The sequence below is a fragment of the Ralstonia sp. Ralssp135 genome, assembly GCF_047304345.1.
GTDB lineage: Bacteria > Pseudomonadota > Gammaproteobacteria > Burkholderiales > Burkholderiaceae > Ralstonia > Ralstonia chuxiongensis.
Genome location: NZ_JBGLYZ010000011.1, coordinates 66,086 through 88,642 on the forward strand (window position 1 = coordinate 66,086; position 22,557 = coordinate 88,642).

Here is a 22,557-nt window from a genome sequence, read left to right on the forward strand (position 1 = left end):
AATGAAAAATGGATTATGGGGATGGTTGGTCTAACTAACAGTCGCCGTTCGAATTTGGCGTGCAGACGCGGGCGCGGCCAGCGGCACTGATGACCACGTTACGTCTATGCCGGCCGCTGGAAATTGTTACCGTGGCGCCGAATATCCGTGAGTATCCCATAGGCTCGTAGGAAAGCGCGTCGGCCGGCCGGTTGGAATTGAGTTGCACGATGGGCGCCGTCGGCAAGGGCTCGGACAACAATGTTCTTCCATCCGATAGAGAATCAGCGCGGGCCCCTTGGGGAAACTCGAGCAGCCGCCAGCCGCTGGCCCAACCACGAGAGGCGTCGCGCGGGGCAAGCAGTGTTCGAGCCCGCCGATGCTGCGCCGTCTTCTGGGCCAAGGACAGCGCACTGGCCAAGCGATCGGCTAGCAGGATGACCGTCTCGCGCTGCCAATGATCAACGATGGGGGGCACCGCTGCTGTGACAAGTATCCCCACGATTGCGATCACGATGGTCAATTCGGCGAGCGTGACGCCGGCTTGTTCCACTCGTCGTTTCGAGCCGTTTATGGCCAACATGCCGATTCTGCAGGCCAACGCTGTCCGGTGCTCCGCAAGACAAGCATGCCGCAGCCAATGTCCTCGCGCTCAGGGATTGCGATGACCTCGACGCATTGGGTTGGCGGCAATTCCATGCCGAGGCCGGAGCACGGCTGGCTGCGGATGCGGTACCCATCGACATGCGGTATCGGGCCGGAGATCGGCAAACCGTCATACTTTCCAGCGCGCGCATGGCGCACCTCCAGTTCCGATAGGGCGGCGACCAACTCGGTAACGGCTGCTGCACGACGCGTGCGCTCCCAGTACGTAGTCCAAGCCGACAACGCTGCGAGCGCGAGCACACCGGCAATTAGAAGCACGACCATGAGCTCGAGTAGCGTGAATCCATGTGGCCGCCGCATTAGCGCGCGCCCGTCTCAGTCATTTCCCGCCAATTTAACCGGCCGAGCTGACGCGTATAGCTACGTGTTTCAATTTGTCGAATGCGGCCGCCTTCAAGGTGCCACAGCGTTGTATTCGTTGTTTGGGTGGGCTTGCCACTGGGGGCAGTGCTCGGCGCTTGGGTTTGTACGGTGACGAGCGGCGCGCTAGCGAGTACGTGGCCGGTACGACCGTCCTCGCGAGGCGGCAGTCCCGTCAGTGCATCGAGCAGATAAGCGCGGTCACGTCCCTTGGTATCGCGCGTGGTAAGCAGCAGGCTATGCGAGCCAGCGGTGATGAGGTCGTCAGGGACCTGACCGCCGGGCAGGTCGATGCGCCAACCATTCGGCGAACCTTGGACATTGGGTTCGATGATGGCGCCGGCAGCCAGGTCCGTCACGCCAAGGCCCGCCAAACTGTCGCGCGAAAGGCGACGTGAACCGCTGTCTGCCACCCCATATAGGGTGGCATTGCCCTCGTTATCAACGGCGGTGAAGACAAGTCGCGGACCACCGGCCGTCGCGGCAAGCAAAATCGGCGCGAGGATGCGCTGTATCGAACCGGAGCGCGACGTGGCCGTGAAAAGCGGGAGGCTGCGGTCTGTCTGGTTGTTGCCGAGCGCGTTCAGCCATGGCGGAGAGCCAGTTAGATCGAAGCGCCAGATTTGGCCCTGAGCGTCGGCGGCATAAGCCACACTGGCTGTGCCCTGCGCCCCAATGGCTACCGCGGGCGCGCCCAGGCCGCCACGACTGGCGTCCGCCGGTACCTTGATCGCATAGGCTGTGCGGTTCGGCTGCCAGGCGGCTGTACGTTGCTGATCGAGCGCCAGCAACAGCAGCTTGCTTGCTGCGTTGGCGTTGCTTTTTCCCTTGCCGTTGCCGCTGATGGCAAACCAGCGTGGTCCGGAATCGTCTCCGTTAGGTACGGCGACCACGGGGACAGGCCCTTCCATTTCGCCAATACCCTCGCCGTCGCTACCGTCGTACGCCAGCATGGGTGGCGGGGCGTAAGAGGTCGGATCGGTGACGTCGACGAGGAACAGGCCCGGCGCCATCGCACCGTTGGTGCATGCGAGTATCGAATGCCATTGCGTGCCAGTCCATGCATCGGCCGCGAATGGGTGTGCGCAGACCGGTTGTGGCACCGGCCGTCCCGGCGAAGCGTTCCTTGCAGCGAGCGCCAGCACGGCGTCCGATATAACGGCGAAGCGCTCCACACCGGTGAGGGCATCAAATCCGTGCAGCATGCCGTCGTTGGCACCGATGTAGACCATCCACGGCCGTCGCGCATGTTGCTGTCGGAAACTGAGGTGGCGCGCGTCGAGCACAAAGTCGGGCGGCCCAAGCAGTTGCACGCGTGCGTCTCGCATGGCACCAAGCAGTCCTGTTCGCGGCCGCATGGCTGACTCGCCCTGTTCGTATCGTCGGATGCCACGGAGGTAATCGATCCGCGCCGGTCCCAATTCGTCTTCTGTGTTGATCAAGGCTTGCTGCGTGTCAGATAGGGCTTCCCATTGCAAGCTTACCGGCGTGTGTTGTACAGAGTCACGATTGCGGAACGTCCAGAGCTGGCGCGCATCCACAGACATTGCATTGAGCAGTTCGCCTGCCTCCCAAAGGTCTGTTGGAGCAGGGGCATCGACCGTACCCAGCGTAGGTAGAAAGTGGAGGGCCCTCAGACGACCGCTCCATGCGTCGGCGCCCCGCGCGACGATGATGTGTGTCGGCAAATGCCACGCTGGGTGATCCTTAGGTGCTGCAGGCATTGAAACTCCCAGAATAGCCATCAGCACGACGGTGATGGGCCTGCGCATCAAAGCTCTGTCCCCTGGGGGCGAAAGATGGTTTGCAGCCTCACATTGACGGCTTCGTCGGCTCCGAAACCTACTGCTGTAATGCGGAAGAGCACAGGTGCGCGGGACGCATTGGCGTGGATCCATTGACCCGGCACGGCGTCGCTGATCGGTTCTATGACATAGCGGGCACGATGTGCCGGTTGACGCCAACTGTCTCTAGGGGGAGGAAGCGGTATCGCATTGCGTTCGTCGAACAGTAGTCCCGAAAGAGTCTCAGCGGACTGTCCCTCTTGTGGCCAGCAGAGGCCGCGATTCGCCGTCTCCTTTCCGCATTGTTGTGGAACAAAGCCGGCCAAGGAGACGGGATTGAGTGCAGCAATGCGTGCGGCGGCCGGTTCGGTATGGCAGCCTTCACGGTGGGGTGTGTCTGTGGCGATCGCGATCTCACATTCAGCTGCCGTCAATGCCCTTTCCGCTTCGTGCATCGCGAGCGCGTGGTCGGCAGACAGCGCGGCGCGACGGTTGTGGTCCAGGACCAGATGCAGGGCGCCCATCATAAGTAGCCCCATGATGATCACTGCGCCAGTGACGGCAATCATTGAGAAGCCGCTTCTGTTGACGCGCGGGTTCAGCACGCGTCGACCTCGCAGCGCAGTGGGTTACGCACCGCAAACGTGGCCCCGAAATGGGCGCGGTTGCGACGCAGGTCTGCCGGTCGGAAGTGGAGGTCTTCGGCGAGAGCATCTGGCTCTGCGGCTAGTCCGGGGAACAGGGAGATCGTGTCCGTGCTGGGTGGCTTGGCAGCATAGCGATCTCCCTGCACAACGACTGCGACATGGACGAGCCGCACGCGATACCAATCGTCATCGTGCATGAAACGCGCAGACTTAATGGTGGCGGTCGACGTTTCGGTCGGGGCAACTGTGTAGAGCAACTGGAGGGTCTCGACACCGCGGACGACGGCGTCAGCCGAGCCATCGGTGGGGGTGTCGGTGTTTCGTTGGAAAGCACGACACACGAGTTGCGGCGCCTTTGCGGCATCGCTGTAGTTGACGTAGAGCATGAGACCGCCCAAACGCGGGTCGCCTGGTGTTGCTTGGCGCTCCGGTACGCTGTAGCCGAGGCAGTCGCGCATGGCGCCGTCACCAGCTATACCTCGGCCGGAAAAGCGCACCAATAGTGCATCGCTTGCACCCTCACCACGGCGGTCACAGTTGAAAGCTGGAATCATATGTGGCCGTCCGCAGTTGTCTTTGCCGAGCAGCGATGAAACGGCATTCGAGCTTGGCCAGCGCCGTACCGACGACGCGATCGGCGTATCGGTGATCCAACCTGCCTGACGTATCACCTTGCCGATGAATTCAAGAGCCTCCATGCCACGATCCTGGATCAGGGCTTCGTCGGCTATCCGCTGGTAGCGGGCTCGCGCGATGAGGGTCAATTGCAGCGCGATGCCCAACACCATCAATGCGATGGTCATGCCAACCAACAGTTCGACGAGCGATACCCCGCGCGCAGGCGGGGCTAGCGGTCGGGCCATCTCAGCGAATTTCCGTTTGCTCGAGTTGAGCGCGTGTGTCTACGCCAAGTTGATTCGCAGCGTGACTGAGGGCGCGCAGGTTATCAAATGCGCGGAACATGGCTGCCGCGCCCAGCGACAGAATAGCCAGGGCGATGAGCGATTCGATCAGGATGGCGCCGTGCTGGCGCAGCGGGGTGCGGGGGAGGTGACGACGGTACTTAGGCATGAGTCGGCAAAGGCGCGTTGGGCGCCACAAGAACCGACCTACCTTAGGAGATATGCGGGTGTTTGACTGTTACGTTTGGTGGCGATCGCTACTGTGTTGCCGTGGGAATGCAGGTGCTATCAACCGCGGGATCGCAGGTTCGGGCGCGGCCGAGTGCATTGATGATGACAGCACGAGAAGGCGGTTTGCCATCCCAAAATGAGACGACAAAGGATGCGTTGACTTGGGCCACTTTGCCGGTAGTGACGGTATAGCCGACAGGTGAGTAAGTCAACGAGGTCTGGCTGGCGCTTGAACCCGAAATGTTGGCGGTGCTCTTGAAAACCACCTTCATGCTTGCCGGCATTGCATCGTACTGACCAAGCAGCTTGTCGGCGTTGGGGTTGTACGTGCCATTCGGATTCTGGCCTTCAGAAAAGATACGTACGCCGGTCTGCCACCCGGTGGTGGGGTCAACAGGCGCGATGGTGACGTAGCTGTTGGTAGCGATAGCGATGGAGCGCGCCTGACCGATTGCCGAAGTGATTGAGTCGACAGAGGTGATGACGCGCTGTTTGCGCATGAAGTCATTCAGGCTGGGCGCTGCCAGCATGAGGATGACGGCAGCCACCGTGATGGTGGCCAAGAGTTCCAGCAGCGTGAAGCCACGAGAGCCCAGGCCGTTCGAACGATATATGAGAACGCCACGCATAGTTTCACCAGCACCCGGTTGTGGGGGGAATGGTGGGAGACGAGGCGCCGGGAAGCAGATTGCCCTTTTCGCCAGTGCTCCGATAGACCAGCGAGCCGCACGTTGTGTCGGCCTTGCCCGCCACAGGAATGGCCGTCAACTCAACGCACTGATCCGCTTGCCCGCCGACTGGGTTACCGGTGCACAGGGCTGCTCCAATCGTGTAGTTGCTGCTGCTGGGCGAATCACCGGAGTATGTATTGAATCCGGTCCACGCAGTCCCACCGCCCGCTGCTGGCGCATAGCTGTTGACCTGCGCGAAATGGCGCTCAAACAATTGCATGGTGGACAGGAGCGCCGCCTTCGCCTCCGCTCGGCGCCCCTTCTGAACGAACTGGTTATAGCTGGGGTATCCAATGATGGCCAGGATGCCGACGATCGCTACCACGATCATCAGTTCGACGAGCGTGAAGCCTCGCTGGCGAGAAAGGGCGGAGCGTTGGAGCTGCATGTTGGCGCCTTCCATTAGTTCAGCGTGAAGTTGCGGACTTCGCGCCAGCCGGCACGGCCTCGTCGCTGCGTAATCTGGGTGACCGAACCGCCCGATCCACCAGAGCCATTCGAGTTGCCCACGGTCAGACCCTGCGTGCCCGGTGAGAGCACGATCTTCGTCTTGGTTTCGACCGTGCCACCCACCGAGTCGCGCGAAGCGTTGGCGATGGAGATGACGATCAGCGACGGCGCACCGAGCAGGCCAGTGGACGACTGATAGCCCGTGGTCGTACCGCCCAGCGGCATGCCGGTCAACACGTTCAGTGCATAGCTGCGGCTGCTGCCATTGTTACCGCACGCATCGCCGCCGGTGAGCGAGTTGAAGTAGACGACCCCGTCGGAAGCTACCGCCGCTGTGACCTGTTTTTCCGTGCTGTCAGGGAAATCGAGCACCCAGCCAGGCTTGCGGGGGCTGGCGTATCCCACCCCGGCGGCACCTGTTGCGTAGGCAATGCTGTATGACTTGCCATCCGACGATGCGGTCGCCGTCAGCTTGTTGAGTTTGCTGCGGTCTGTGATGTAGTTGGTGCTACCACCGTCGTCATAGATGCCGTAGAAACTGTTGTACTGCGTCGGCGTTCCGGTATCGGACGTTTCGTAGTACTTGCCAGTGCCGAACAGGATCATGTAGCCGCCCGGCGCATAGACGATCTGCGGTGCCATGGTGATTGGCTGGTTCCGGCCGGGCGTACTGTAGTTGTCGGTTGCGGCAAACAGGGGTTTCTTTGTCGAGCCGCTGCCGTAGCTGGGTAGCGCGAGAGAAGTTTCGTTCCACGTAGTGCTGTCGCCGGACAGCACGAACTTCCACAGGTTGCCTTGCAGATCGCCTGCGTAGGCGGCCATGGCGCGGCCATTGACGGCCGGCACGATGGCTGGTGTCGAGAGGCCATTCGCCGTCGTGTAGGGTGGCGTGCCACCCGGGATCGGCGTGACGATCTTGAAGTAGTTCGTGTTGCGCTGCCACGGGGTGCCGGCAGGCTTGTCCAGCGACAGCAGGAACAGTGCCGCAGGCGCGTTGGCGTTGTAGTTGCCATCGACGGCGTTGGAATTTAGGCCGTTGCCTACCATCACGAACCATTTGTAGATCGGTGCCTTACTGCTGTCTGTGCCAGTCTGTAGCTTGACGATGAGCGGGGTGCCCATCACGTTGCCCATGTCGGCGTCGTCCTTGTCGGTGAACTCCCACAGCACGTTGGAACCGGTGAACAAGCCACCTTTGGACCCAGTGGGATCGGTCACGTCGAGGGCGTACACGCCTTGAGCTCCGCCACCGAAACCGCCAGTCAGAACTGTCCGCCAGTTGCCGTTGACTTGCGCTTCGGCTGCGACCGGTGTGGCATCTACGAACAGGCGGTGGGCGTAAGCGGTGGACGTCAACTGATTCAGACCCGAGAAGACTGCGTTCGGCACGTAGCCAAAGACTTCCGCTCCGGTGTTCGCGTTGAATCCGTGCACCATGCCATCGTTGGCACCCACGTAGATCATGGGAGTACGTCCGTTGTACGTGCCGGTGAACGTCGTGTACCCCGTATCCGTAATGGCGCCTGACGGGTCGCTCACATAGGTCGGCGCAGAACCAATGATGTCGCCGAGGATGCTGTTGCGCGCGCGGAAGATGCCGCCGGAGTTGATCGAACTGTTTTCCTTGCTTTGGTCCCCCAGCAGGTAGTTCAGCCGATTTTGCCCATTGCCATCGTTGGAACCGTTGCTAGGACTCGTATTGAGCAACGTTTGCTGGCTTGGCGAGATATTCGCCCACGCGAAGGCCACACCCTTTCCTGTGTCCGAGTTCGTGGTGAATACCGAGCGGCCGGTGTATTTGGTACCCGATGCGCCGCCGTACGCTGTCGTTAGCAAAGCACCGGCTTCCCACGTCGCTTGCGAGTTGACCTGCACGTTGGTGCCGTTCAGCGTGAGTTGATATGCCGCAAGGCGGCCGTTCCACTTTTGGTCGAAGCCAGGGGCGTACACATAGGTGTTGTTTGCGGAACCGCCGGTGATGCGCGCACTCGACAGGGCCACGCCCGACAGCGTGCCGGCGTACGAGACGATCTGTGCGAAGATGTTCTTGATTGCCGCGATCATCGTGGCGGGCTGGCCGCCCAGGAACCAGTTGTACGGAATGTTCGAGCCAGTCGGAGCCGCTTCCCATTCGGTGTTGTTGTTGACGACGGTGATGCCGTCTGGCCCAAAAGTCTTGAACGGATTGCCGTCGTTGTTGTTGTCCTGGAAGCCGCCGTACTTGGCTGCGAGAAAGAACTGGCTCTGGCGTTGCGTTGCTCCCACCGTGCCGTTACCGTTCTCGTTTACGTCGATCACGAACGTCGTCACACGGGCCGTCGGCATATCGGGGCGGAAGCCGTAGGTATGCGCCCAATAGGCGACGCCTGCGAGGTAATACGAGGCCCAATGCGACGTCGCATGATTGATGTCACCGAGGCTGGTATACGACGAACTGAGTGGGTTGCTATTGCCTGCGGCCGGCGTATTGGTTTCCAGTGCGCCAACTTTGTTAGTCCAGGCACGAACGTCAAAGTTGTCGTAGGAACTAACCGCACGGACGGGGTCTCCCTGGTTGGAAACTTGGTTGCCGGGGATGTAGTGATCCTCGTGGGTGTTGATATCTCCGATCAGGAATGCGTAGTTGCGTTGGCAACCGCTCAGCATAGGGTCGGTGTCCCACGTGCGGTAGACCGGAAAGTTATCCGAATACGTCGAGTTGGGCAGACCAGCGACGGCTTCTGGCGTGGGGCCTTGCTTGAACTGTAAATAGCGGATGCTCTCGTAGAACATTTCGCTCACGGGGTCATACGTCTTGTAGTTGCCAGTCGGGTTGTCGGTTGGGCCGCCCAGATAGCCCATCGGCTGACCAGAGAGCTGAGCGCTGGTGCGGCCGAACTTGTTCAGGTAATTGATGACGCCACTGGTGCCTTCGGCAGCATTGAGTGGGTTGGCCGCGAAGATACCTGTTACGGGGTCGAACTCTGGAGCCGGATTGGTAATCGCATTCAGACTGGTGTCGACAGCGGTTGATCCGACGTACTTCATTGGCGCGCGCAACACGCCGCCGTAGCGTTCGTTCTGATCCAGCGTTGTATCGTTGGTGCTGTCGTTCAGATAGCCGAAGGCAGCAAAACGCATGCGATCGGCATTGAGTTGCATCTGGCCGACGGGCTTGTAGTTGCCGTTGTAATTCAGGCAGAGATCGGTACGTGTTGAGCCTTCGTTGCTATCGCAGACTTGTACTTGAGCGCGGAATGAGCGGCGCTCTGTGAGGTTACCCTTGCGGTCATACTGGTCACCGTAGCCTCCTGGGTTGCTGCAACTCGTGCTGCTGTAGTCCTGATCCGCAAAGAAAATGTGGTTGCCACACGAGACGATGTACAGCGTCGAATAGCCGAACGGCGTGACCTTGTTCGGCGCGCTCACGTTGCCCGAGCCCTTGATACTTTTGACCGGAAAGTACGAGCCGCTGCGGAAGAAGTCCGAGCGCAGCACGGCACGTTGTAGCACGGTCTGCGTCGGCGTATCGATGACGCGATCACCGCCTGTCAACGCCATGCGGAACTCGTCGATGGCCGATGAGGCGGCCCAGTTCATGAAGTTGCCCGAGAAATTGCCCGAACACTCGAACGACGAGTTGGCCGCACCGGAGATCACGAAGTAGCCGTTGGCCGTATCGTAGTTGTAGCACTTCGTGGCGTTGAAATAACCTAGATAGGTCTGAGTCTTGTCGTAGGAGCCGCGATACGCTGCGCCCGTGGTCGGAAATTCCACCGACAGCGAGAGCATCAGGTTCGGATGAACGTTCTGGCTGCGCCCATACAGCGGGACAGTGGAGATCGCCACGGTCGGCACGCTGTTGGCCGCGCCCATGACCGAAACCCAGCCCATTGCAAAAACGGCCAGCAGGCCCCGGATGATTTTCATGGTGTTCAGCCCCCCGAAAAGGCTTTGTTTTTTTGCCATGTTTGTCGTGTCGTCCAGTGCTGGTCAGCCTGGTGTGTCGGTCTTGCGATAGATCGACTGCAGCATGACCTGTGCCCCAAGATTGGGGCCCCAGCCGACCGCTGTGATGCGGTAGAGGAAAGAGGCCGGTCCTTGCACATTCCCGCCGATTGTTCTGTCGGGCAGGATCTCGATGATGTACCGAGGCTTTTGCGCCGGCAGCAGACCCGTACCCGTGGGGAAGGTTCGGCCGGTGAAGTCACCAAATCCCACTGTCTGAGGCGTGCCGGAGGTGCTCCAGCTCACCGTGTTCCAGATGCCAGCGGTGCCGTCCGGAGCCGGTTGGCACAGACCTTGATAGGGCGTGGTTGTGCCAGGGCCACCGGTATTGCAGCCACTGCCAGGAAAGCCAGTCGTTTTGGTCGGATCGAAGATCGCCGATCGCGTGTTGGTGGCAGTACCGTTGCTGGCCGATGCGTTCTGGATGTCGTATTCGGCGTCACGCAAGGCCGCCTCGGCCGCTTGGAAGGCGATATCGGTGTCGCGCTGGTTTCGGCTCATTCGCTTGGAGTCGATGGCCAGTCGAGCGCCACCGATCGCCAAGAGAGTGATGACGAGCAACATCACCAATGCGGTGATCAACGCAAAGCCGGTCGCGCGCTTTCGGACGGGCGCGGAGATCATCAGCATGATGGATCCCCCGAGAAGCAGGTCATGTAGTTGCGCGTTTGCACCGTGGCCGTGAAGAGCCGACGTGCCATTTGCGTGTTTGCGGTGGCTTGGTACGTGCCGTCGCCATATGTGTACTGGTTGCCGAACAAGGTGAACTTCTGCGCGCCGGAGCCAACATCTGCACTGGCGTTGTCGGCACGCACTACCAACGCTACCTTGACGGCGTAGACGTTCTGCCAGTCGGTGGTCGACATGTCGGTGGCGCGTTTGAACACATCGGGCACGGCATCACCATCTACCGACACGCCATACAGGAACTGCAGCGATTCCACACCTGGCACCAGTTGCTGGGTGGCGAACGTGGCCGTTGCGGCGCCTGTGCTGTCGCGTTGCCGGAACTTGCAGGCAAGGTACGAACCGGTGTTGTCCGTCTGGATGAAGAATATGGACAGCCCCCGCTGGCTGGCCGCCAGATCGATGCTTGTAGGGGATGCGACCCCTTGGCCGGAGCAGTCAACCATCGAGTTATCTGGCACGGTCGGGGCCGCGGCGGTGCCTGAACCGAAGAATCGGACTTCCAGGGCGTCGTTGGCGGTGTCGACCATTGTGGTGGTGCATGAGGCGCTCACCGTCTGCGAAAGCGATTCAACGTCACCGGGGCTGTTGCAACCATCCACACCGCTGATCATGGGCGGGTCGCTTTGAGCAAGCTGGATCATGCCGCCGCCCGAGGTGTTCGGCGGCGAAAACGCTGTTTGCCGCAGGGCTCGCGTGATGACGCCGAGGGCGAACTGTCCACGTTCTTCCAGGTTCGAGCTGTCGTCGATGGTCGTGTAGGTCGAGCGCGTCATCAGATAGAACGACACGGTCGCAACCAGCACCAGCAACGAGATCACCAGCGCGACCATCAACTCGATCAGCGAGAAGCCGCGTGCGCGAACGGCTGAGCGATAAGGGGAACGACGCATCACTGGCCTCCCGTATCCACAACGACGACCATCTGCGGATTGGGTGCCACTGAGCTGGCCGCATCTGCTGCGTTGGCTGCCGCGGCGCTGGCTGACAGGTCCTTGTTGGTGAAGCGAGAGACCCAGCCCATCTTAATGACAACCGGCGATGTGGCTGCCTTGTCGCAGTTCCATCCGCTGAAGCCGCCGGTGGTGGAGTAGGTCACCGTGTCACGGCAAACGACTGCGCGTCCGCCCGGCAAAGCGCTCTTAACGGCGCTGGCCCATTCGATGATGTCGAATTGTGCGGCAGCGGCGGCGCATACGGCGCTGCCAGAAGTGCATCCACAGTTGGCCGCACCGGTAGCGCAACTCTGTGCATAAAAGTTGATGGCCGGCGTTCCACTGGCGCTTTGGGTATCGATGAAGTACGGCGAACTGGCTGTGCTCAACGTGCCCGAATTGGCCCGCATCCGATCGGCCATATTCGACGCCAATTGCAGGGCCAGCGTGTCATACGCCCCCTGCTGCGTGAACCGATACGACTTGATTAAAAGATTGGCGACACTCAGCACGCCGACGGCCAAAATCAGCACGGCGATCAATGCTTCGAGCATGGTGAAGCCAAGCGCTTTCCCCGGCAAAGCGTGGCGCATGGTGACTCCCGCGAATTGTTCCGACCAACTATTTTTTTAATGCTTCTTTCGTCACTTATCCGGGCATGGTACGCCAAGATTGTGACAAAGTGCTACTTCTTTGCTTTGACAGCGGATTTAACCGAAATTTTGGTCGGAACGCTAGCCGGAGCAGCGGGGGAAAACAGCGTCTATTGGCGGAATTCGTCGAGCATGTCGCGAAATTCCGACACATCCTCAAAACTCCGATACACCGACGCAAACCGGATGTACCCGATCTTGTCCAGCCGCTTGAGTTCGCGCATCACGAGCTCGCCCACGCGGTCGCTGCCGATTTCCTTCTCGCCGTGGCTGAGCAGTTTTTCTTCGATGCGGGCGATGGCTTCGTCGATGGCTTCAGCGGAAACGGGGCGCTTGCGCAGCGCCAAGCGCATGGAGTCTTTGACCTTGTTGCGGTCGTAGTCGACGCGGCTGCCGTTCTTTTTGACGACGGCGGGGAAGAACAGCTCGATGCGTTCGTAGGTCGTGAAGCGGCGGTCGCAGGATTCGCAGCGACGGCGGCGGCGCACGGTATCGCCTTCCTCCGACATGCGGGTATCAATCACCTGGGTGGCCGCGTGGCCGCAAAAGGGGCATTTCATGCCGGTGGTCTCCTCGGCAACCTCAAAGAACGCACTGCGCTAAAAGAACAACGCCGCGATGGCCCGGGCGGGCGCATCGCGGCAGGGTACTACGTGGCCGGAAGATCCGGCCATCGGCGGATGCCTTAGGCGTAGACCGGGAACCGCTTGGTCAGCTCAGCCACCTTGGCGCGCACGGCGGCGATGTTTGCTTCGTCGTGCGGGTTGTCCAGCACATCGGCGATCAGGTGCGCGACCGTCACGGCCTCGGCTTCCTTGAAGCCACGCGTGGTCATTGCCGGCGAACCCAGGCGCACACCCGACGTCACAAACGGCTTCTCCGGGTCGTTCGGAATCGCGTTCTTGTTGACGGTGATGTGTGCATCACCCAGCACCTTTTCGGCTTCCTTGCCGGTGATCTTCTTGGCGCGCAGATCGACCAGCATCACATGGCTTTCGGTGCGGCCCGACACGATGCGCAGGCCACGGGCCATCAGCGTTTCGGCCATGGCGGCAGCGTTTTTCACGACCTGTTGCTGATAAGCCTTGAACTCCGGCGACAGGGCTTCCTTGAACGCCACGGCCTTGCCGGCGATCACGTGCATCAGCGGGCCGCCCTGGATACCTGGGAAGATCGCCGAGTTGATGGCCTTTTCGTGTTCAGCCTTCATCAGGATCACGCCGCCGCGCGGGCCGCGCAGGCTCTTGTGCGTGGTCGTCGTCACAAAATCAGCGTGCGGCACGGGGTTGGGGTACACGCCTGCGGCGATCAAGCCGGCGTAGTGCGCCATGTCCACCATGAAGTACGCGCCGATCGACTTGGCGATCTTGCCGATGCGCTCGAAATCGATGCGCAGCGCAAATGCGGACGCGCCGGCAATGATCAGCTTCGGCTTTTTCTCTTGCGCCAGGGCCTCGAGCGCTTCGTAGTCGATGTCTTCCTGCGCGTTGAGGCCGTAGCTCACAACGTTGAACCACTTGCCGCTCATGTTGAGCGCCATGCCGTGCGTCAGATGGCCGCCTTCGGCCAGGCTCATGCCCATGATCGTGTCGCCCGGCTTGAGCACGGCGAAGAACACGCCCTGGTTGGCCTGCGAGCCCGAGTTCGGCTGCACGTTGGCGGCTTCGGCACCAAACAGCTGCTTCACGCGGTCGATGGCGAGCTGTTCCACCACGTCCACATATTCGCAACCGCCGTAGTAACGCTTGCCGGGGTAGCCTTCAGCGTACTTGTTGGTCAGTTGCGACCCCTGCGCTGCCATCACGGCCGGCGAGGTGTAGTTCTCGGAGGCAATCAGCTCGATGTGGTCTTCCTGACGCTGATTTTCCTTCTGGATGGCGGCAAAGATTTCGGGATCGATCTGGTCGATCGTATAGCGGCTGCGTTCGAACATGGCGAGTGTCTGGTCTGAAACAAAACGGAAATGGCGGAGATCGGGCGAGGCGTGGGGAAACATGCGCGCGGCTTGAACAACTGCGCCCGGTGTTGGCCGATTGCAGCGGGTGTCCAAGTCACCCTGTGCTTCCCATTCGCTGCCCAGGCGAGCGGCAGGCGCCGTTGTGCATGACGCCAGAAACCTTGCGCTTCCTCGTGGTCGCTGCCCACATGTCGAAGCTGCTGAAGCAGCTTCAGGATTCGCCAGTCGCGCAAGGTGGAATGGTTGCCCGCGAGTGTACGACAGCCCCATGGCCGCCGCAAGAAGCGAGCGTGCAGACACGCACATTGCAGTGCAATGCGGATCAAGGCTTCAGGTAAACTCTGATCTTTCGCTTTCTTAAGGTCCGGAGACACTTCCATGATCGTATTCGTGACCGGCGCAACCGCCGGGTTCGGCGCGGCCATCGCGCGGCGTTTCGTGCGAGAAGGCCATCGTGTAATCGCGGCAGGCCGTCGCCAGGACCGCCTCGACGTGCTCAAGGCTGAATTGGGCGACGCCGTGCTGCCATTCGTGCTGGACGTGCTGGACGCCGATGCCGTTGCGGCGTTGCCGGGCACGCTGCCTGAGGGCTGGCGCGAAGTCGACGTGCTGGTCAACAACGCTGGCCTGGCCCTGGGCCTCGAACCCGCCCAGCGCGCTGATCTGTCTGATTGGGACCGTATGATCGGCACCAACTGCTCCGGGCTGGTTCATATGACGCGTGCGTTGCTTCCGGCCATGGTCGAGCGCAACCGCGGTCATATCATCAATATCGGCTCCATCGCCGGGACGTACCCGTATCCGGGCGGCAACGTGTATGGCGCGACCAAGGCGTTCGTGCGCCAGTTTTCGCTGAACTTGCGCGCGGACCTGACCGGCACACGCGTACGCGTCTCGAACGTCGAGCCAGGTCTTTGCTCCGGCACAGAGTTTTCCAACGTGCGTTTCAAGGGCGACGATGCCCGCGTGGAGAAGGTCTACGAAGGCACGGAAGCCCTGACGGCCGATGACATCGCCGAGGCCGTCTACTGGATGGCGGCGCTTCCCGCGCACTTCAATGTCAACGCGATGGAGCTGATGCCCGTTTGCCAGTCATTCTTGGCCACCAGCGTGACGCGAGGCATGGCCTGAATCCCAGCGCAAGCCCTCGGCCGGTCGGTGGATGGCTGGCCGTCACTTGCGTCTTGGTAAAATTACCCGATGGCTTCTTTTGACTGGAACCTGCGCGTGTATTGGGAAGATACCGACGCAGGTGGCGTGGTGTTTTACGCCAACTATTTGAAATTTTTCGAGCGCGCCCGCACTGAGTGGCTGCGCGCGCTTGGGGTCGACCAGCAGGCGCTGGCCGACACGACCGGGGCCATTTTCGTGGTGCGTAGCACCGCCGTGGACTACCGCGCGCCAGCACGCCTGGATGACCTGCTGCAGATCCGTTCGCGTATGGAACGGGTCGGCCCCGCGTCGGTCCAATTCGCCCAGGAAGGCTGGCGCGGCGACATTTTGCTCGCATCAGGCACGATTCGTGTTGGATGTGTCGACCGGCTCACTTTCCGGCCGACCCCGATTCCCGCTCCCGTACTCGCAACCATCAAAGCCGCCGCATGAATCCCGTCGAGGTCACACAAGATCTGTCGATCGTCTCGCTGGTGCTGCACGCCAGCCTCCTGGTCCAATTCGTCATGGGCCTGCTGCTGGTGATGTCGCTGTTCTCCTGGACGTACATCTTCCGCAAAGCCTTTGCCCTGCGCGCCGCGCGCAGCCAGACCGAATCGTTCGAGCGCGATTTCTGGGCCGGCGGCGACCTGCAGGCGCTGTATCAGAGCGCCGCCAACAACCGCCACACCACCGGGGCGCTGGAGCGCATCTTTGAAGCCGGCATGCGCGAATACCTCAAGGCGCGCGAGTTGCAGCGCGGCGGCGGCGATCCGAGCGCCATTCTCGATGCTTCCCGCCGTGCCATGCGCGCGGCCTACCAGCGTGAGATGGACTCGCTCGAATCGCACCTGCCGTTCCTGGCATCCGTCGGCTCTGTCAGCCCGTACATCGGCCTGTTCGGTACCGTCTGGGGGATCATGAACGCCTTCCGCGGCCTGTCCAACGTGCAGCAGGCGACGCTGTCGGCGGTGGCGCCCGGTATTGCCGAAGCGCTGGTCGCCACGGCCATCGGCCTGTTTGCGGCCATTCCGGCGGTGATTGCCTACAACCGCTACGCCACCGAGATGGACCGCCTGGCCAACCGCTTCGAGAGCTTCATGGAAGAGTTCTCGAACATCCTCCAGCGCCAGACGCGCTAAGGAGCCGCGCTCATGGCTACCATCCAGCGAACGCGCCGCGCCCGACGGGCCAAGGCCGACATCAACGTCGTTCCGTACATCGACGTGATGTTGGTGCTGCTGGTCATCTTCATGGTGGCGGCGCCCGTGGTGAACCCGGGGGTGGTCAATTTGCCCTCCGTGGCCAACGCCACGCCGCAACAGACCCAGCCGCCCATCGTCGTGACCATCAAGGGTGACGGCACGATCTTTGCTCGCGTCAAAACAGGTTCGGGAGCAATCGAGCAGAAGCTCGCCAACAACAACGAGCTGCGCGCATTTGTGAAGCAGCGCACTGACGAAAACCCCGACCAGCCCGTCGTGATTGCCGCCGACAAGTCCGTCCAATACGACCGCGTGCTGACCGTGATGAGCGTGCTCAAGGCCGATGGCGTGAAGCGCGTCGGCCTGATGGTGAAATCGTCATGAGCACCTTGATGAACCCAGCGTTGACGAACCAAGGCGGGGCAACCTGAACGTCATGACTACGACGTCGTTGCATCGTTATGAGCCTGTGCGCGAGCGCGGTACGCTGCGCGCGTTCGGGCTGGCGGTCCTGACACACGTTCTGCTGATCATCTTTCTGTACTTTGGTGTGCAGTGGCAGAGCAGCACCCCGCGCGGCGAAGAGGCGGAGCTGTGGGACGAGGCGGCGGTTCAGCAAGCCGTACAGCAGGCCGCGCCCGTGCCAGAAGTCAAGCCGGAACCGGTGATCAAGGCGCCGCCGGCCAAGGTGGAAGAGGAAGCCGATATCGCGCTGGAGCAGCAGAAGCGCAAGCGCGAGCAGGAGGCTGCAGCCGCCCGTGAGGCCGAGCTCGCCCGCCGCGCCGCGGAAGACCGTGCCGAAGCGCAGCGTCAGGCCCGTCTGAAGGAAGAGCAACAAGCCCGTCAGGCGGAACTCCAGCGCAAGGCTCTGGCCGAACAGCAGGCCAAGGAAAAGGCGGCCGAGAAGGCTGCCGCGGACGCGGCGCAGGCTCGCAAGAATGCGCAACTGCAAGCCCAGGCGGAAGCAAAAGCCAAGGCGGAAGCCGAAGCGAAGCAGAAGGAATTGAAAGCCAAGGCTGCCGCAGAAGCCAAGGCCAAGGCCGATGCCGAGCGTAAGGCGAATGAATCGCGCGCCAATGCGCAACGCCAGGCGCAGCTGGATCGGCTGCGCGCAATGGCGGGTGCGGGTGCGACGGGCACGGTGGCGGGCTCCGGTGGTGGTGTCGGCAATGCTCAGGGCACGGGCGGTACAGCATCGGCAGGGTATGCCGAGCGTGTGCGAGCCAAGGTTAAGCCAAACATCCTGTTCGATCCTTCGGCGGTCAATGGCAACCCGTCGGCGGTCGTGTCGGTGCAGATGGCGCCGGATGGTTCGATCTTGTCCAAGCGGCTGACGAAATCGAGCGGCAACGGCGCCTATGACGAGGCTGTCATGCGCGCGGTTGAGCGCTCTGACCCGTTGCCACGCGATACCAATGGCAAAGCGCCGTCGAGCGTCATCCTGACGTTCCGGCCGAAGGAATAACGGGTCGGTGCGCGCGCAGGCGGCGCCGGCCGACGGTACTCAGATTCCGGATTTGATAGTAGGGAAGATGAACATGATGCGAACGATGTGGATCCCGATGTTCCGACGCGCAGCGCAGGCACTGCTGCTGACTGCGGCAAGCGCCGGCGTGGCCCATGCCCAGCTCAACGTGGAGATCTCGGGCGTGGGCGCCAGCCAGTACCCGATCGCGATCGCCAACTTCCAGGGTGAGGCACAAGCCCCGCAAAACCTCTCGGCCATCGTCCGGGCAGACCTGGTGCGCAGCGGCCGATTCTCGAACGTCGATGTTGCCGGTGCGGTGGTGCCGGAAAGCCCGGCACCTGACCTTGGTGCCTGGAAAACCAAGGGCGCAGCAGCATTTGTGGGCGGCACCGTGACCCGCAACGGCGATCGCTACGAAATCCGCTTCCGCCTGTACGACACCGCCAAGGGCGAAAGCCTGGGCGGTCTGTCGCTTACGCGCGGCCCTGGCCAACTGCGCTTGGCCGCACACGAAATTGCCGATTACATCTATCAGAAGTTGATTGGCGAGCGCGGCATTTTTGCGACGCGTCTGTCGTACGTGTCCAAGGTTGGCCGCCGCTTCCAGCTGCAGATTTCCGACTCGGACGGTGCCAACCCGCAGATCGCATTGACGAGCAATGAGCCGATCATCTCGCCGTCGTGGTCGCCGGACGGCACCAAGGTCGCGTATGTGTCGTTCGAGAGCAAGAAGCCGGTGGTGTACGTGCATGACCTGGTGGCGGGCCGCCGCACGGTCATCTCGAACCAAAAGGGCAACAACTCGGCGCCGGCCTGGTCGCCGGACGGCCGCCACGTGGCGGTGTCGCTCTCGCGCGATGGCAATACGCAGGTCTACATGGTCAACGCCGATGGCTCGGGCCTGCGCCGCCTGAGCCGCAGCAGCGCGATCGATACGGAGCCGTCGTTCTCGCCGGATGGCCGCTATATCTATTTCACCAGCGACCGTGGCGGTGCGCCGCAGATCTATCGCATGTCGGTTGATGGCGAAGAGTCGGGCGGTGCGCAACGCGTGACGTTCAAGGGCAATTACAACACGAGCCCGCGTGTGTCGCCGGACGGCAAGCTGCTGGCGTACATCTCACGCGTGGGCGGCGCGTTCCGCCTGTACACGCAGGACTTGTCCAACGGCGATGTGAATGCGCTGACGGATACATCGCACGATGAATCGCCGAGCTTTGCGGCCAACGGCAAGTTCATCCTGTATTCCACGCGCGTTGGCGGCAAATCGGTGTTGGCCGCCGTGTCGACCGATGGCCGTACGCGTCAGGTTCTTTCCCTCCAGGCCGGCGAAGTTCGTGAGCCGGCGTGGGGTCCTTTCATGCAATAACGAAGCTGTTCCACTAGGAGAAATCGGACATGTCGAAGTCCCAAACCATGATCAAACTCGCAGCCATTGCCGCGCTGCTGGCCCTGGGCGCTTGCAGCTCGGGCGTGAAGCTCGATGACACCGCCAAGAACGGTACGGGCGGTGCTGCCGGCACTGGCGCTGATGCCCGCACGGTGACCCCGGTGGACGTGGGCCGTGACGAACTGACCGACCCGAACAGCCCGCTGGCCAAGCGCAGCATCTACTTCGATTTCGACAGCTACTCGGTCAAGCCGGAGTACCAAGGCCTGCTGGGTCAGCACTCGCGTTACCTCCAGTCGCACAACCAGCGTAAGGTCCTGATCCAGGGCAACACCGACGAGCGCGGCACCAGCGAATACAACCTCGCACTGGGTCAGAAGCGTGCCGAGGCCGTGCGTCGCGCCCTGTCGTCGATGGGCGTGCCTGACAGCCAGATGGAAGCCGTTAGCCTGGGTAAGGAAAAGCCGCAAGCGACCGGCCACGATGAAGATTCGTGGGCACAGAACCGCCGCGCCGATATCGTCTATTAATCGGTACGGTTTGAAGTGGAACGCGCCGGCTGCGAGGTTGCGGCCGGCGTTCTTACGTTGGCAATCACATGAATACGATGATGAAACAGCGCGCTTATGGGGCCGTGCGTCGGGCCATCCTGATGGCGACGCTCGTCGCGGGTGGCGCCCTCACCATGGCCGGCCCGGCGGCAGCGGGGGTGTTTGACGACGATGAGGCGCGCCGCGCCATCATCGACATGCGCGACAAGTTCAACAACTTCCAGTCGACGGCGGCCCAGCGCATCGATCAGAACAGTAAGAACCTGATCGACGCGCAAAATCAGATTGAAACGCTTAAATCGGAAGTGGCGCGCTTGCGCGGGCAGAACGAAGTGCTGCAGAACAGCGTCGATACGCTGACCAAGCAGCAGAAGGATTACTACTCTGATCTGGACGCGCGCCTGAAGAAGTTCGAGCCGCAGCAAGCGACGGTGGACGGCCGCGAAGGCATGGTCCAGCCGAACGAGAAGCCGGAATACGACGCTGCGCTCAAGGCGTTCCAGGGCGGCGACTTCAAGGGCGCGGGCAACCAGTTCTCGGCGTTCGTGAAGAAGTATCCACAAAGCCCGTATCTGCCGCTGGCGCAGTTCTGGCTGGGCAATGCGCTCTATGCGCAGCGCGACTACAAGGGCTCGAGCTACGTGCTGGAGAACATGGCGCGCAGCAACCCGCAGCATCCGAAGGCGCCCGATGCGCTGCTGCAGGTGGCGACCAACCAGGGCGAGTCGGGCCAGAAGGCCGCTGCACGCAAGACGCTGGAATCGGTGGTCTCGCAGTATCCCGGTACCGAGCAGGCCAAGACCGCGCAAAGCCGTCTGAAGACGATGCGCTGATCGGCAAGCCGCCCAGCATCTGAACAAACGCCCGCCCGTGGCTGCACCGGCGGGCGTTTTTCATGGGGGGCACCGAATGGCGGGAATATGTCGGGCCGGGCGCGGGCAGGGCGGCGGCACGCTAAAATGCGGGCCTTCCCGATTTGCTTTGCAAGGCTTCGCCCATGAAAAAACGCGCCATCGTCCTGCTCTCCGGCGGGCTGGACTCTGCCACCGTGCTCGCCATGGCCAATGCCGATGGCTTTGAGACTTACGCGCTGTCGATGCGCTATGGCCAGCGCCATTCGTCTGAGCTGGAAGCAGCCAAGAAAGTGGCGGCGACGCTGGGCGCAGTGCGCCATGAAATCGTCGATCTGGACTTGCGCAAGTTCGGTGGTTCCGCATTGACGGACGATGCGCTTGACGTGCCGACCGACGGTGCGCAATCGGGCATCCCAATCACGTACGTGCCGGCGCGCAACACGATCATGCTGTCGCTGGCGCTTGGCTGGGCCGAGGCGGTTGGCGCACGTGATCTATTCTTTGGCGCGAATGCGGTGGACTACTCCGGCTATCCGGATTGCCGTCCCGAATACGTTGCCGCCTATGAAACGCTGGCCAACCTGGCGACGAAGGCCGGCGTGGAAGGCGAGCGCATCCGCGTGAACGCACCCATCATCAACATGACCAAGGCAGAGATCATCCAGGCCGGCGTGCGGCTGGGCGTGGACTACGGCCTGACTGTGTCGTGCTACCAGGCCGACGACGACGGCCGCGCGTGCGGCGTGTGCGATTCGTGCCGGATCCGCAAGGCCGGGTTTGAAGCCGCCGGCGTGCCCGACCCCACCCGCTACATCTGACGCGCCATGCCCGATATCGACCTCAACGCGTTGTCTCACACGGTGCTGTGGGCCACGTTTGCGCTTACGTTCGTGTTTGGCGCGATCCTCCAGCGCACGCACTTCTGCACGATGGGTGCGGTGTCCGACGTCGTCAACATCGGCGACTGGAACCGGTTGCGCATGTGGGCGCTGGCCATCGGCGTGGCCATGATCGGCACGGGCTGCCTGAGTTGGCTTGGCCTGATCGATACAAGCAAGACGATCTACACGGCGAGCAAGCTGCTGTGGCTGTCGTCGCTAGTGGGCGGTCTGCTTTTCGGTTTCGGCATGGTGCTGGGCTCGGGCTGCGGCAGCAAGACGCTGGTGCGCATTGGCGGCGGCAATCTGAAGTCGGTCGTCGTGTTTGTGTTTCTGGGGCTGGCGGCGTACATGACGCTCAAGGGCGTGTTTGGCGTGGTGCGTGTGGCGACGGTGGACAGCGTGGCCATTACGTTGCCGACATCGCAGGATCTGCCGAGCGTGCTGAGCCACGCGTTCTCCGCCGATGCGCGCATGCTGCGCCTGGTGCTGGCGCTGGTGATTGGCGGGGCGCTGTCGCTGTGGACGCTGCTCGCGCGCGATTTCCGCACGGGTGACAACCTGCTCGGAGGCATCGGCGTCGGGCTCATCATCGTCGGCATGTGGTACGTCTCGGGGCATCTGGGCTACGTGCAGGAAGATCCGAACACGCTGCAGGAAGCGTTTGTGGCGACCAACAGCGGCCGCATGGAAGCGCTGAGCTTCGTGGCGCCGGTGTCGTACACGCTGGAGTGGCTGATGTTCTTCAGCGATACGTCGAAGGTGCTGACGGTCGGCATCGTGAGCGTGCTGGGCGTGATTGCGGGCTCGGCGGCGGTGGCACTGGCCACGCGTTCGTTCCGCTGGGAAGGTTTTGCCAATGCCGAGGACACGGGCAACCACATCATTGGCGGCATCCTGATGGGCATTGGTGGCGTCACGGCGCTGGGTTGCACGATCGGGCAGGGGCTGTCGGGCGTGTCGACACTGGCAATCGGCTCGTTCATCGCGCTGGCCGGTATTGTGATCGGCGCGGTGCTGGCGTTCCGCTACCAGATGTGGCGGATGGAGCGTCTGGCTTGATCTGACGGGCGTTGACAGAATCGCCGAT

General features: G+C 61.9%; 24 protein-coding genes and 1 riboswitch. Of the genes, 10 read left to right on the forward strand and 14 right to left on the reverse strand.

The features are described 5' to 3' along the window. Positions 1-34: 34 nt before the first annotated feature. The 14 genes from ACCD03_RS10500 to glyA all read right to left on the reverse strand — a co-directional run bounded on the left by ACCD03_RS10500 (position 35) and on the right by glyA (position 13,945). Positions 35-562 (reverse strand): GspH/FimT family pseudopilin, encoded by a 528-nt coding sequence (locus ACCD03_RS10500; RefSeq protein ID WP_325652613.1) that lies wholly within the window; start codon positions 560-562, stop codon positions 35-37. After that, positions 550-945, reverse strand: a complete 396-nt coding sequence (locus ACCD03_RS10505; RefSeq protein WP_413411485.1) for a type IV pilin protein — start codon at positions 943-945, stop codon at positions 550-552. Before ACCD03_RS10505 ends, ACCD03_RS10500 begins: the two co-directional genes overlap by 13 nt. After that, positions 945-2,777, reverse strand: a complete 1,833-nt coding sequence (locus ACCD03_RS10510) for a pilus assembly protein (RefSeq protein WP_413411486.1) — start codon at positions 2,775-2,777, stop codon at positions 945-947. Before ACCD03_RS10510 ends, ACCD03_RS10505 begins: the two co-directional genes overlap by 1 nt. Beyond that, a complete protein-coding gene (locus ACCD03_RS10515; RefSeq protein WP_413411487.1) occupies positions 2,777-3,358 on the reverse strand; it encodes a pilus assembly protein PilZ in 582 nt (193 codons plus the stop codon). Before ACCD03_RS10515 ends, ACCD03_RS10510 begins: the two co-directional genes overlap by 1 nt. Before the next feature lie 29 nt (positions 3,359-3,387). After that, positions 3,388-4,299 carry a PilW family protein gene (locus tag ACCD03_RS10520; RefSeq protein WP_413411488.1) on the reverse strand — a complete coding sequence of 304 codons (912 nt, stop codon included), beginning with the start codon at positions 4,297-4,299 and terminating at the stop codon, positions 3,388-3,390. Position 4,300: 1 nt separating this feature from the next. Beyond that, positions 4,301-4,507 (reverse strand): prepilin-type N-terminal cleavage/methylation domain-containing protein, encoded by a 207-nt coding sequence (locus tag ACCD03_RS10525; RefSeq protein ID WP_253536589.1) that lies wholly within the window; start codon positions 4,505-4,507, stop codon positions 4,301-4,303. A gap of 88 nt (positions 4,508-4,595) precedes the next feature. After that, positions 4,596-5,198, reverse strand: a complete 603-nt coding sequence (locus ACCD03_RS10530) for a Tfp pilus assembly protein FimT/FimU (RefSeq protein ID WP_325652623.1) — start codon at positions 5,196-5,198, stop codon at positions 4,596-4,598. Positions 5,199-5,202: 4 nt separating this feature from the next. Further along, on the reverse strand, positions 5,203-5,688 hold the full coding sequence (locus ACCD03_RS10535) for a type IV pilin protein (protein ID WP_413411489.1): 486 nt from the start codon (positions 5,686-5,688) through the stop codon (positions 5,203-5,205). A 14-nt stretch (positions 5,689-5,702) separates the two neighbouring features. Beyond that, positions 5,703-9,659 (reverse strand): pilus assembly protein, encoded by a 3,957-nt coding sequence (locus tag ACCD03_RS10540; protein ID WP_413411490.1) that lies wholly within the window; start codon positions 9,657-9,659, stop codon positions 5,703-5,705. Positions 9,660-9,722: 63 nt separating this feature from the next. Further along, positions 9,723-10,367: a pilus assembly protein gene (locus ACCD03_RS10545; RefSeq protein ID WP_316673855.1), complete on the reverse strand. Its 645-nt coding sequence runs from the start codon at positions 10,365-10,367 to the stop codon at positions 9,723-9,725. After that, complete coding sequence (locus tag ACCD03_RS10550; protein WP_325652630.1) at positions 10,361-11,317, reverse strand: PilW family protein; 957 nt, start codon at positions 11,315-11,317, stop codon at positions 10,361-10,363. Before ACCD03_RS10550 ends, ACCD03_RS10545 begins: the two co-directional genes overlap by 7 nt. Continuing rightward, the gene (pilV, locus tag ACCD03_RS10555) at positions 11,317-11,952 is read right to left on the reverse strand and encodes a type IV pilus modification protein PilV (RefSeq protein ID WP_325652632.1); all 636 of its coding nucleotides are present in this window, start codon (positions 11,950-11,952) and stop codon (positions 11,317-11,319) included. The genes ACCD03_RS10550 and pilV overlap by 1 nt, the downstream gene beginning before the upstream one ends. Positions 11,953-12,122: 170 nt before the next feature. After that, the gene (nrdR, locus tag ACCD03_RS10560) at positions 12,123-12,572 is read right to left on the reverse strand and encodes a transcriptional regulator NrdR (protein ID WP_027677963.1); all 450 of its coding nucleotides are present in this window, start codon (positions 12,570-12,572) and stop codon (positions 12,123-12,125) included. Between the two features lie 125 nt (positions 12,573-12,697). Continuing rightward, positions 12,698-13,945, reverse strand: a complete 1,248-nt coding sequence (glyA, locus tag ACCD03_RS10565) for a serine hydroxymethyltransferase (protein WP_253536596.1) — start codon at positions 13,943-13,945, stop codon at positions 12,698-12,700. Positions 13,946-14,079: 134 nt separating this feature from the next. Continuing rightward, positions 14,080-14,208: riboswitch (ZMP/ZTP riboswitch) on the reverse strand. A gap of 139 nt (positions 14,209-14,347) precedes the next feature. Here glyA and ACCD03_RS10570 point away from each other — a divergent pair. The 10 genes from ACCD03_RS10570 to ACCD03_RS10615 all read left to right on the forward strand — a co-directional run bounded on the left by ACCD03_RS10570 (position 14,348) and on the right by ACCD03_RS10615 (position 22,529). Continuing rightward, positions 14,348-15,100 carry an SDR family NAD(P)-dependent oxidoreductase gene (locus tag ACCD03_RS10570; protein WP_413411491.1) on the forward strand — a complete coding sequence of 251 codons (753 nt, stop codon included), beginning with the start codon at positions 14,348-14,350 and terminating at the stop codon, positions 15,098-15,100. Between the two features lie 69 nt (positions 15,101-15,169). Further along, on the forward strand, positions 15,170-15,574 hold the full coding sequence (ybgC, locus tag ACCD03_RS10575; RefSeq protein ID WP_253536597.1) for a tol-pal system-associated acyl-CoA thioesterase: 405 nt from the start codon (positions 15,170-15,172) through the stop codon (positions 15,572-15,574). Continuing rightward, positions 15,571-16,263 carry a protein TolQ gene (gene tolQ, locus ACCD03_RS10580; RefSeq protein WP_004629517.1) on the forward strand — a complete coding sequence of 231 codons (693 nt, stop codon included), beginning with the start codon at positions 15,571-15,573 and terminating at the stop codon, positions 16,261-16,263. The genes ybgC and tolQ overlap by 4 nt, the downstream gene beginning before the upstream one ends. Positions 16,264-16,275: 12 nt before the next feature. After that, positions 16,276-16,710: a protein TolR gene (tolR, locus tag ACCD03_RS10585; protein WP_413411493.1), complete on the forward strand. Its 435-nt coding sequence runs from the start codon at positions 16,276-16,278 to the stop codon at positions 16,708-16,710. 52 nt (positions 16,711-16,762) lie between these two features. Then, a complete protein-coding gene (tolA, locus tag ACCD03_RS10590) occupies positions 16,763-17,791 on the forward strand; it encodes a cell envelope integrity protein TolA (protein ID WP_260802873.1) in 1,029 nt (342 codons plus the stop codon). A 67-nt stretch (positions 17,792-17,858) separates the two neighbouring features. Beyond that, positions 17,859-19,163, forward strand: coding sequence for a Tol-Pal system beta propeller repeat protein TolB (gene tolB / locus ACCD03_RS10595; RefSeq protein ID WP_024976357.1), 1,305 nt, complete (start codon positions 17,859-17,861; stop codon positions 19,161-19,163). A gap of 29 nt (positions 19,164-19,192) precedes the next feature. Beyond that, positions 19,193-19,714 (forward strand): peptidoglycan-associated lipoprotein Pal, encoded by a 522-nt coding sequence (gene pal, locus ACCD03_RS10600; RefSeq protein ID WP_009238838.1) that lies wholly within the window; start codon positions 19,193-19,195, stop codon positions 19,712-19,714. A gap of 68 nt (positions 19,715-19,782) precedes the next feature. Next, the gene (ybgF, locus tag ACCD03_RS10605; RefSeq protein ID WP_413411494.1) at positions 19,783-20,568 is read left to right on the forward strand and encodes a tol-pal system protein YbgF; all 786 of its coding nucleotides are present in this window, start codon (positions 19,783-19,785) and stop codon (positions 20,566-20,568) included. Between the two features lie 164 nt (positions 20,569-20,732). Beyond that, positions 20,733-21,407 carry a 7-cyano-7-deazaguanine synthase QueC gene (queC, locus tag ACCD03_RS10610; RefSeq protein WP_413411496.1) on the forward strand — a complete coding sequence of 225 codons (675 nt, stop codon included), beginning with the start codon at positions 20,733-20,735 and terminating at the stop codon, positions 21,405-21,407. A gap of 6 nt (positions 21,408-21,413) precedes the next feature. Continuing rightward, a complete protein-coding gene (locus ACCD03_RS10615; protein ID WP_413411497.1) occupies positions 21,414-22,529 on the forward strand; it encodes a YeeE/YedE family protein in 1,116 nt (371 codons plus the stop codon). Positions 22,530-22,557: the final 28 nt, after the last annotated feature.

What these genes read in the sequence shown, in the direction of transcription:
- ACCD03_RS10570 (WP_413411491.1), top strand. Translation starts at nt 14,348, where the DNA reads ATGATCGTATTCGTGACCGGCGCAACCGCCGGGTTCGGCGCGGCCATC.
- pilV (WP_325652632.1), bottom strand. Translation starts at nt 11,952, where the DNA reads ATGCGCCACGCTTTGCCGGGGAAAGCGCTTGGCTTCACCATGCTCGAA.
- ACCD03_RS10615 (WP_413411497.1), top strand. Translation starts at nt 21,414, where the DNA reads ATGCCCGATATCGACCTCAACGCGTTGTCTCACACGGTGCTGTGGGCC.
- ACCD03_RS10525 (WP_253536589.1), bottom strand. Translation starts at nt 4,507, where the DNA reads ATGCCTAAGTACCGTCGTCACCTCCCCCGCACCCCGCTGCGCCAGCAC.
- ACCD03_RS10540 (WP_413411490.1), bottom strand. Translation starts at nt 9,659, where the DNA reads ATGAAAATCATCCGGGGCCTGCTGGCCGTTTTTGCAATGGGCTGGGTT.
- ybgF (WP_413411494.1), top strand. Translation starts at nt 19,783, where the DNA reads ATGAATACGATGATGAAACAGCGCGCTTATGGGGCCGTGCGTCGGGCC.
- tolB (WP_024976357.1), top strand. Translation starts at nt 17,859, where the DNA reads ATGAACATGATGCGAACGATGTGGATCCCGATGTTCCGACGCGCAGCG.
- ACCD03_RS10550 (WP_325652630.1), bottom strand. Translation starts at nt 11,317, where the DNA reads ATGCGTCGTTCCCCTTATCGCTCAGCCGTTCGCGCACGCGGCTTCTCG.
- ACCD03_RS10500 (WP_325652613.1), bottom strand. Translation starts at nt 562, where the DNA reads ATGTTGGCCATAAACGGCTCGAAACGACGAGTGGAACAAGCCGGCGTC.
- tolA (WP_260802873.1), top strand. Translation starts at nt 16,763, where the DNA reads ATGACTACGACGTCGTTGCATCGTTATGAGCCTGTGCGCGAGCGCGGT.
- tolQ (WP_004629517.1), top strand. Translation starts at nt 15,571, where the DNA reads ATGAATCCCGTCGAGGTCACACAAGATCTGTCGATCGTCTCGCTGGTG.
- glyA (WP_253536596.1), bottom strand. Translation starts at nt 13,945, where the DNA reads ATGTTCGAACGCAGCCGCTATACGATCGACCAGATCGATCCCGAAATC.
- ACCD03_RS10530 (WP_325652623.1), bottom strand. Translation starts at nt 5,198, where the DNA reads ATGCGTGGCGTTCTCATATATCGTTCGAACGGCCTGGGCTCTCGTGGC.
- pal (WP_009238838.1), top strand. Translation starts at nt 19,193, where the DNA reads ATGTCGAAGTCCCAAACCATGATCAAACTCGCAGCCATTGCCGCGCTG.
- ACCD03_RS10545 (WP_316673855.1), bottom strand. Translation starts at nt 10,367, where the DNA reads ATGCTGATGATCTCCGCGCCCGTCCGAAAGCGCGCGACCGGCTTTGCG.
- ACCD03_RS10520 (WP_413411488.1), bottom strand. Translation starts at nt 4,299, where the DNA reads ATGGCCCGACCGCTAGCCCCGCCTGCGCGCGGGGTATCGCTCGTCGAA.
- queC (WP_413411496.1), top strand. Translation starts at nt 20,733, where the DNA reads ATGAAAAAACGCGCCATCGTCCTGCTCTCCGGCGGGCTGGACTCTGCC.
- tolR (WP_413411493.1), top strand. Translation starts at nt 16,276, where the DNA reads ATGGCTACCATCCAGCGAACGCGCCGCGCCCGACGGGCCAAGGCCGAC.
- ACCD03_RS10510 (WP_413411486.1), bottom strand. Translation starts at nt 2,777, where the DNA reads ATGCGCAGGCCCATCACCGTCGTGCTGATGGCTATTCTGGGAGTTTCA.
- ACCD03_RS10515 (WP_413411487.1), bottom strand. Translation starts at nt 3,358, where the DNA reads ATGATTGCCGTCACTGGCGCAGTGATCATCATGGGGCTACTTATGATG.
- ACCD03_RS10505 (WP_413411485.1), bottom strand. Translation starts at nt 945, where the DNA reads ATGCGGCGGCCACATGGATTCACGCTACTCGAGCTCATGGTCGTGCTT.
- nrdR (WP_027677963.1), bottom strand. Translation starts at nt 12,572, where the DNA reads ATGAAATGCCCCTTTTGCGGCCACGCGGCCACCCAGGTGATTGATACC.
- ybgC (WP_253536597.1), top strand. Translation starts at nt 15,170, where the DNA reads ATGGCTTCTTTTGACTGGAACCTGCGCGTGTATTGGGAAGATACCGAC.
- ACCD03_RS10535 (WP_413411489.1), bottom strand. Translation starts at nt 5,688, where the DNA reads ATGCAGCTCCAACGCTCCGCCCTTTCTCGCCAGCGAGGCTTCACGCTC.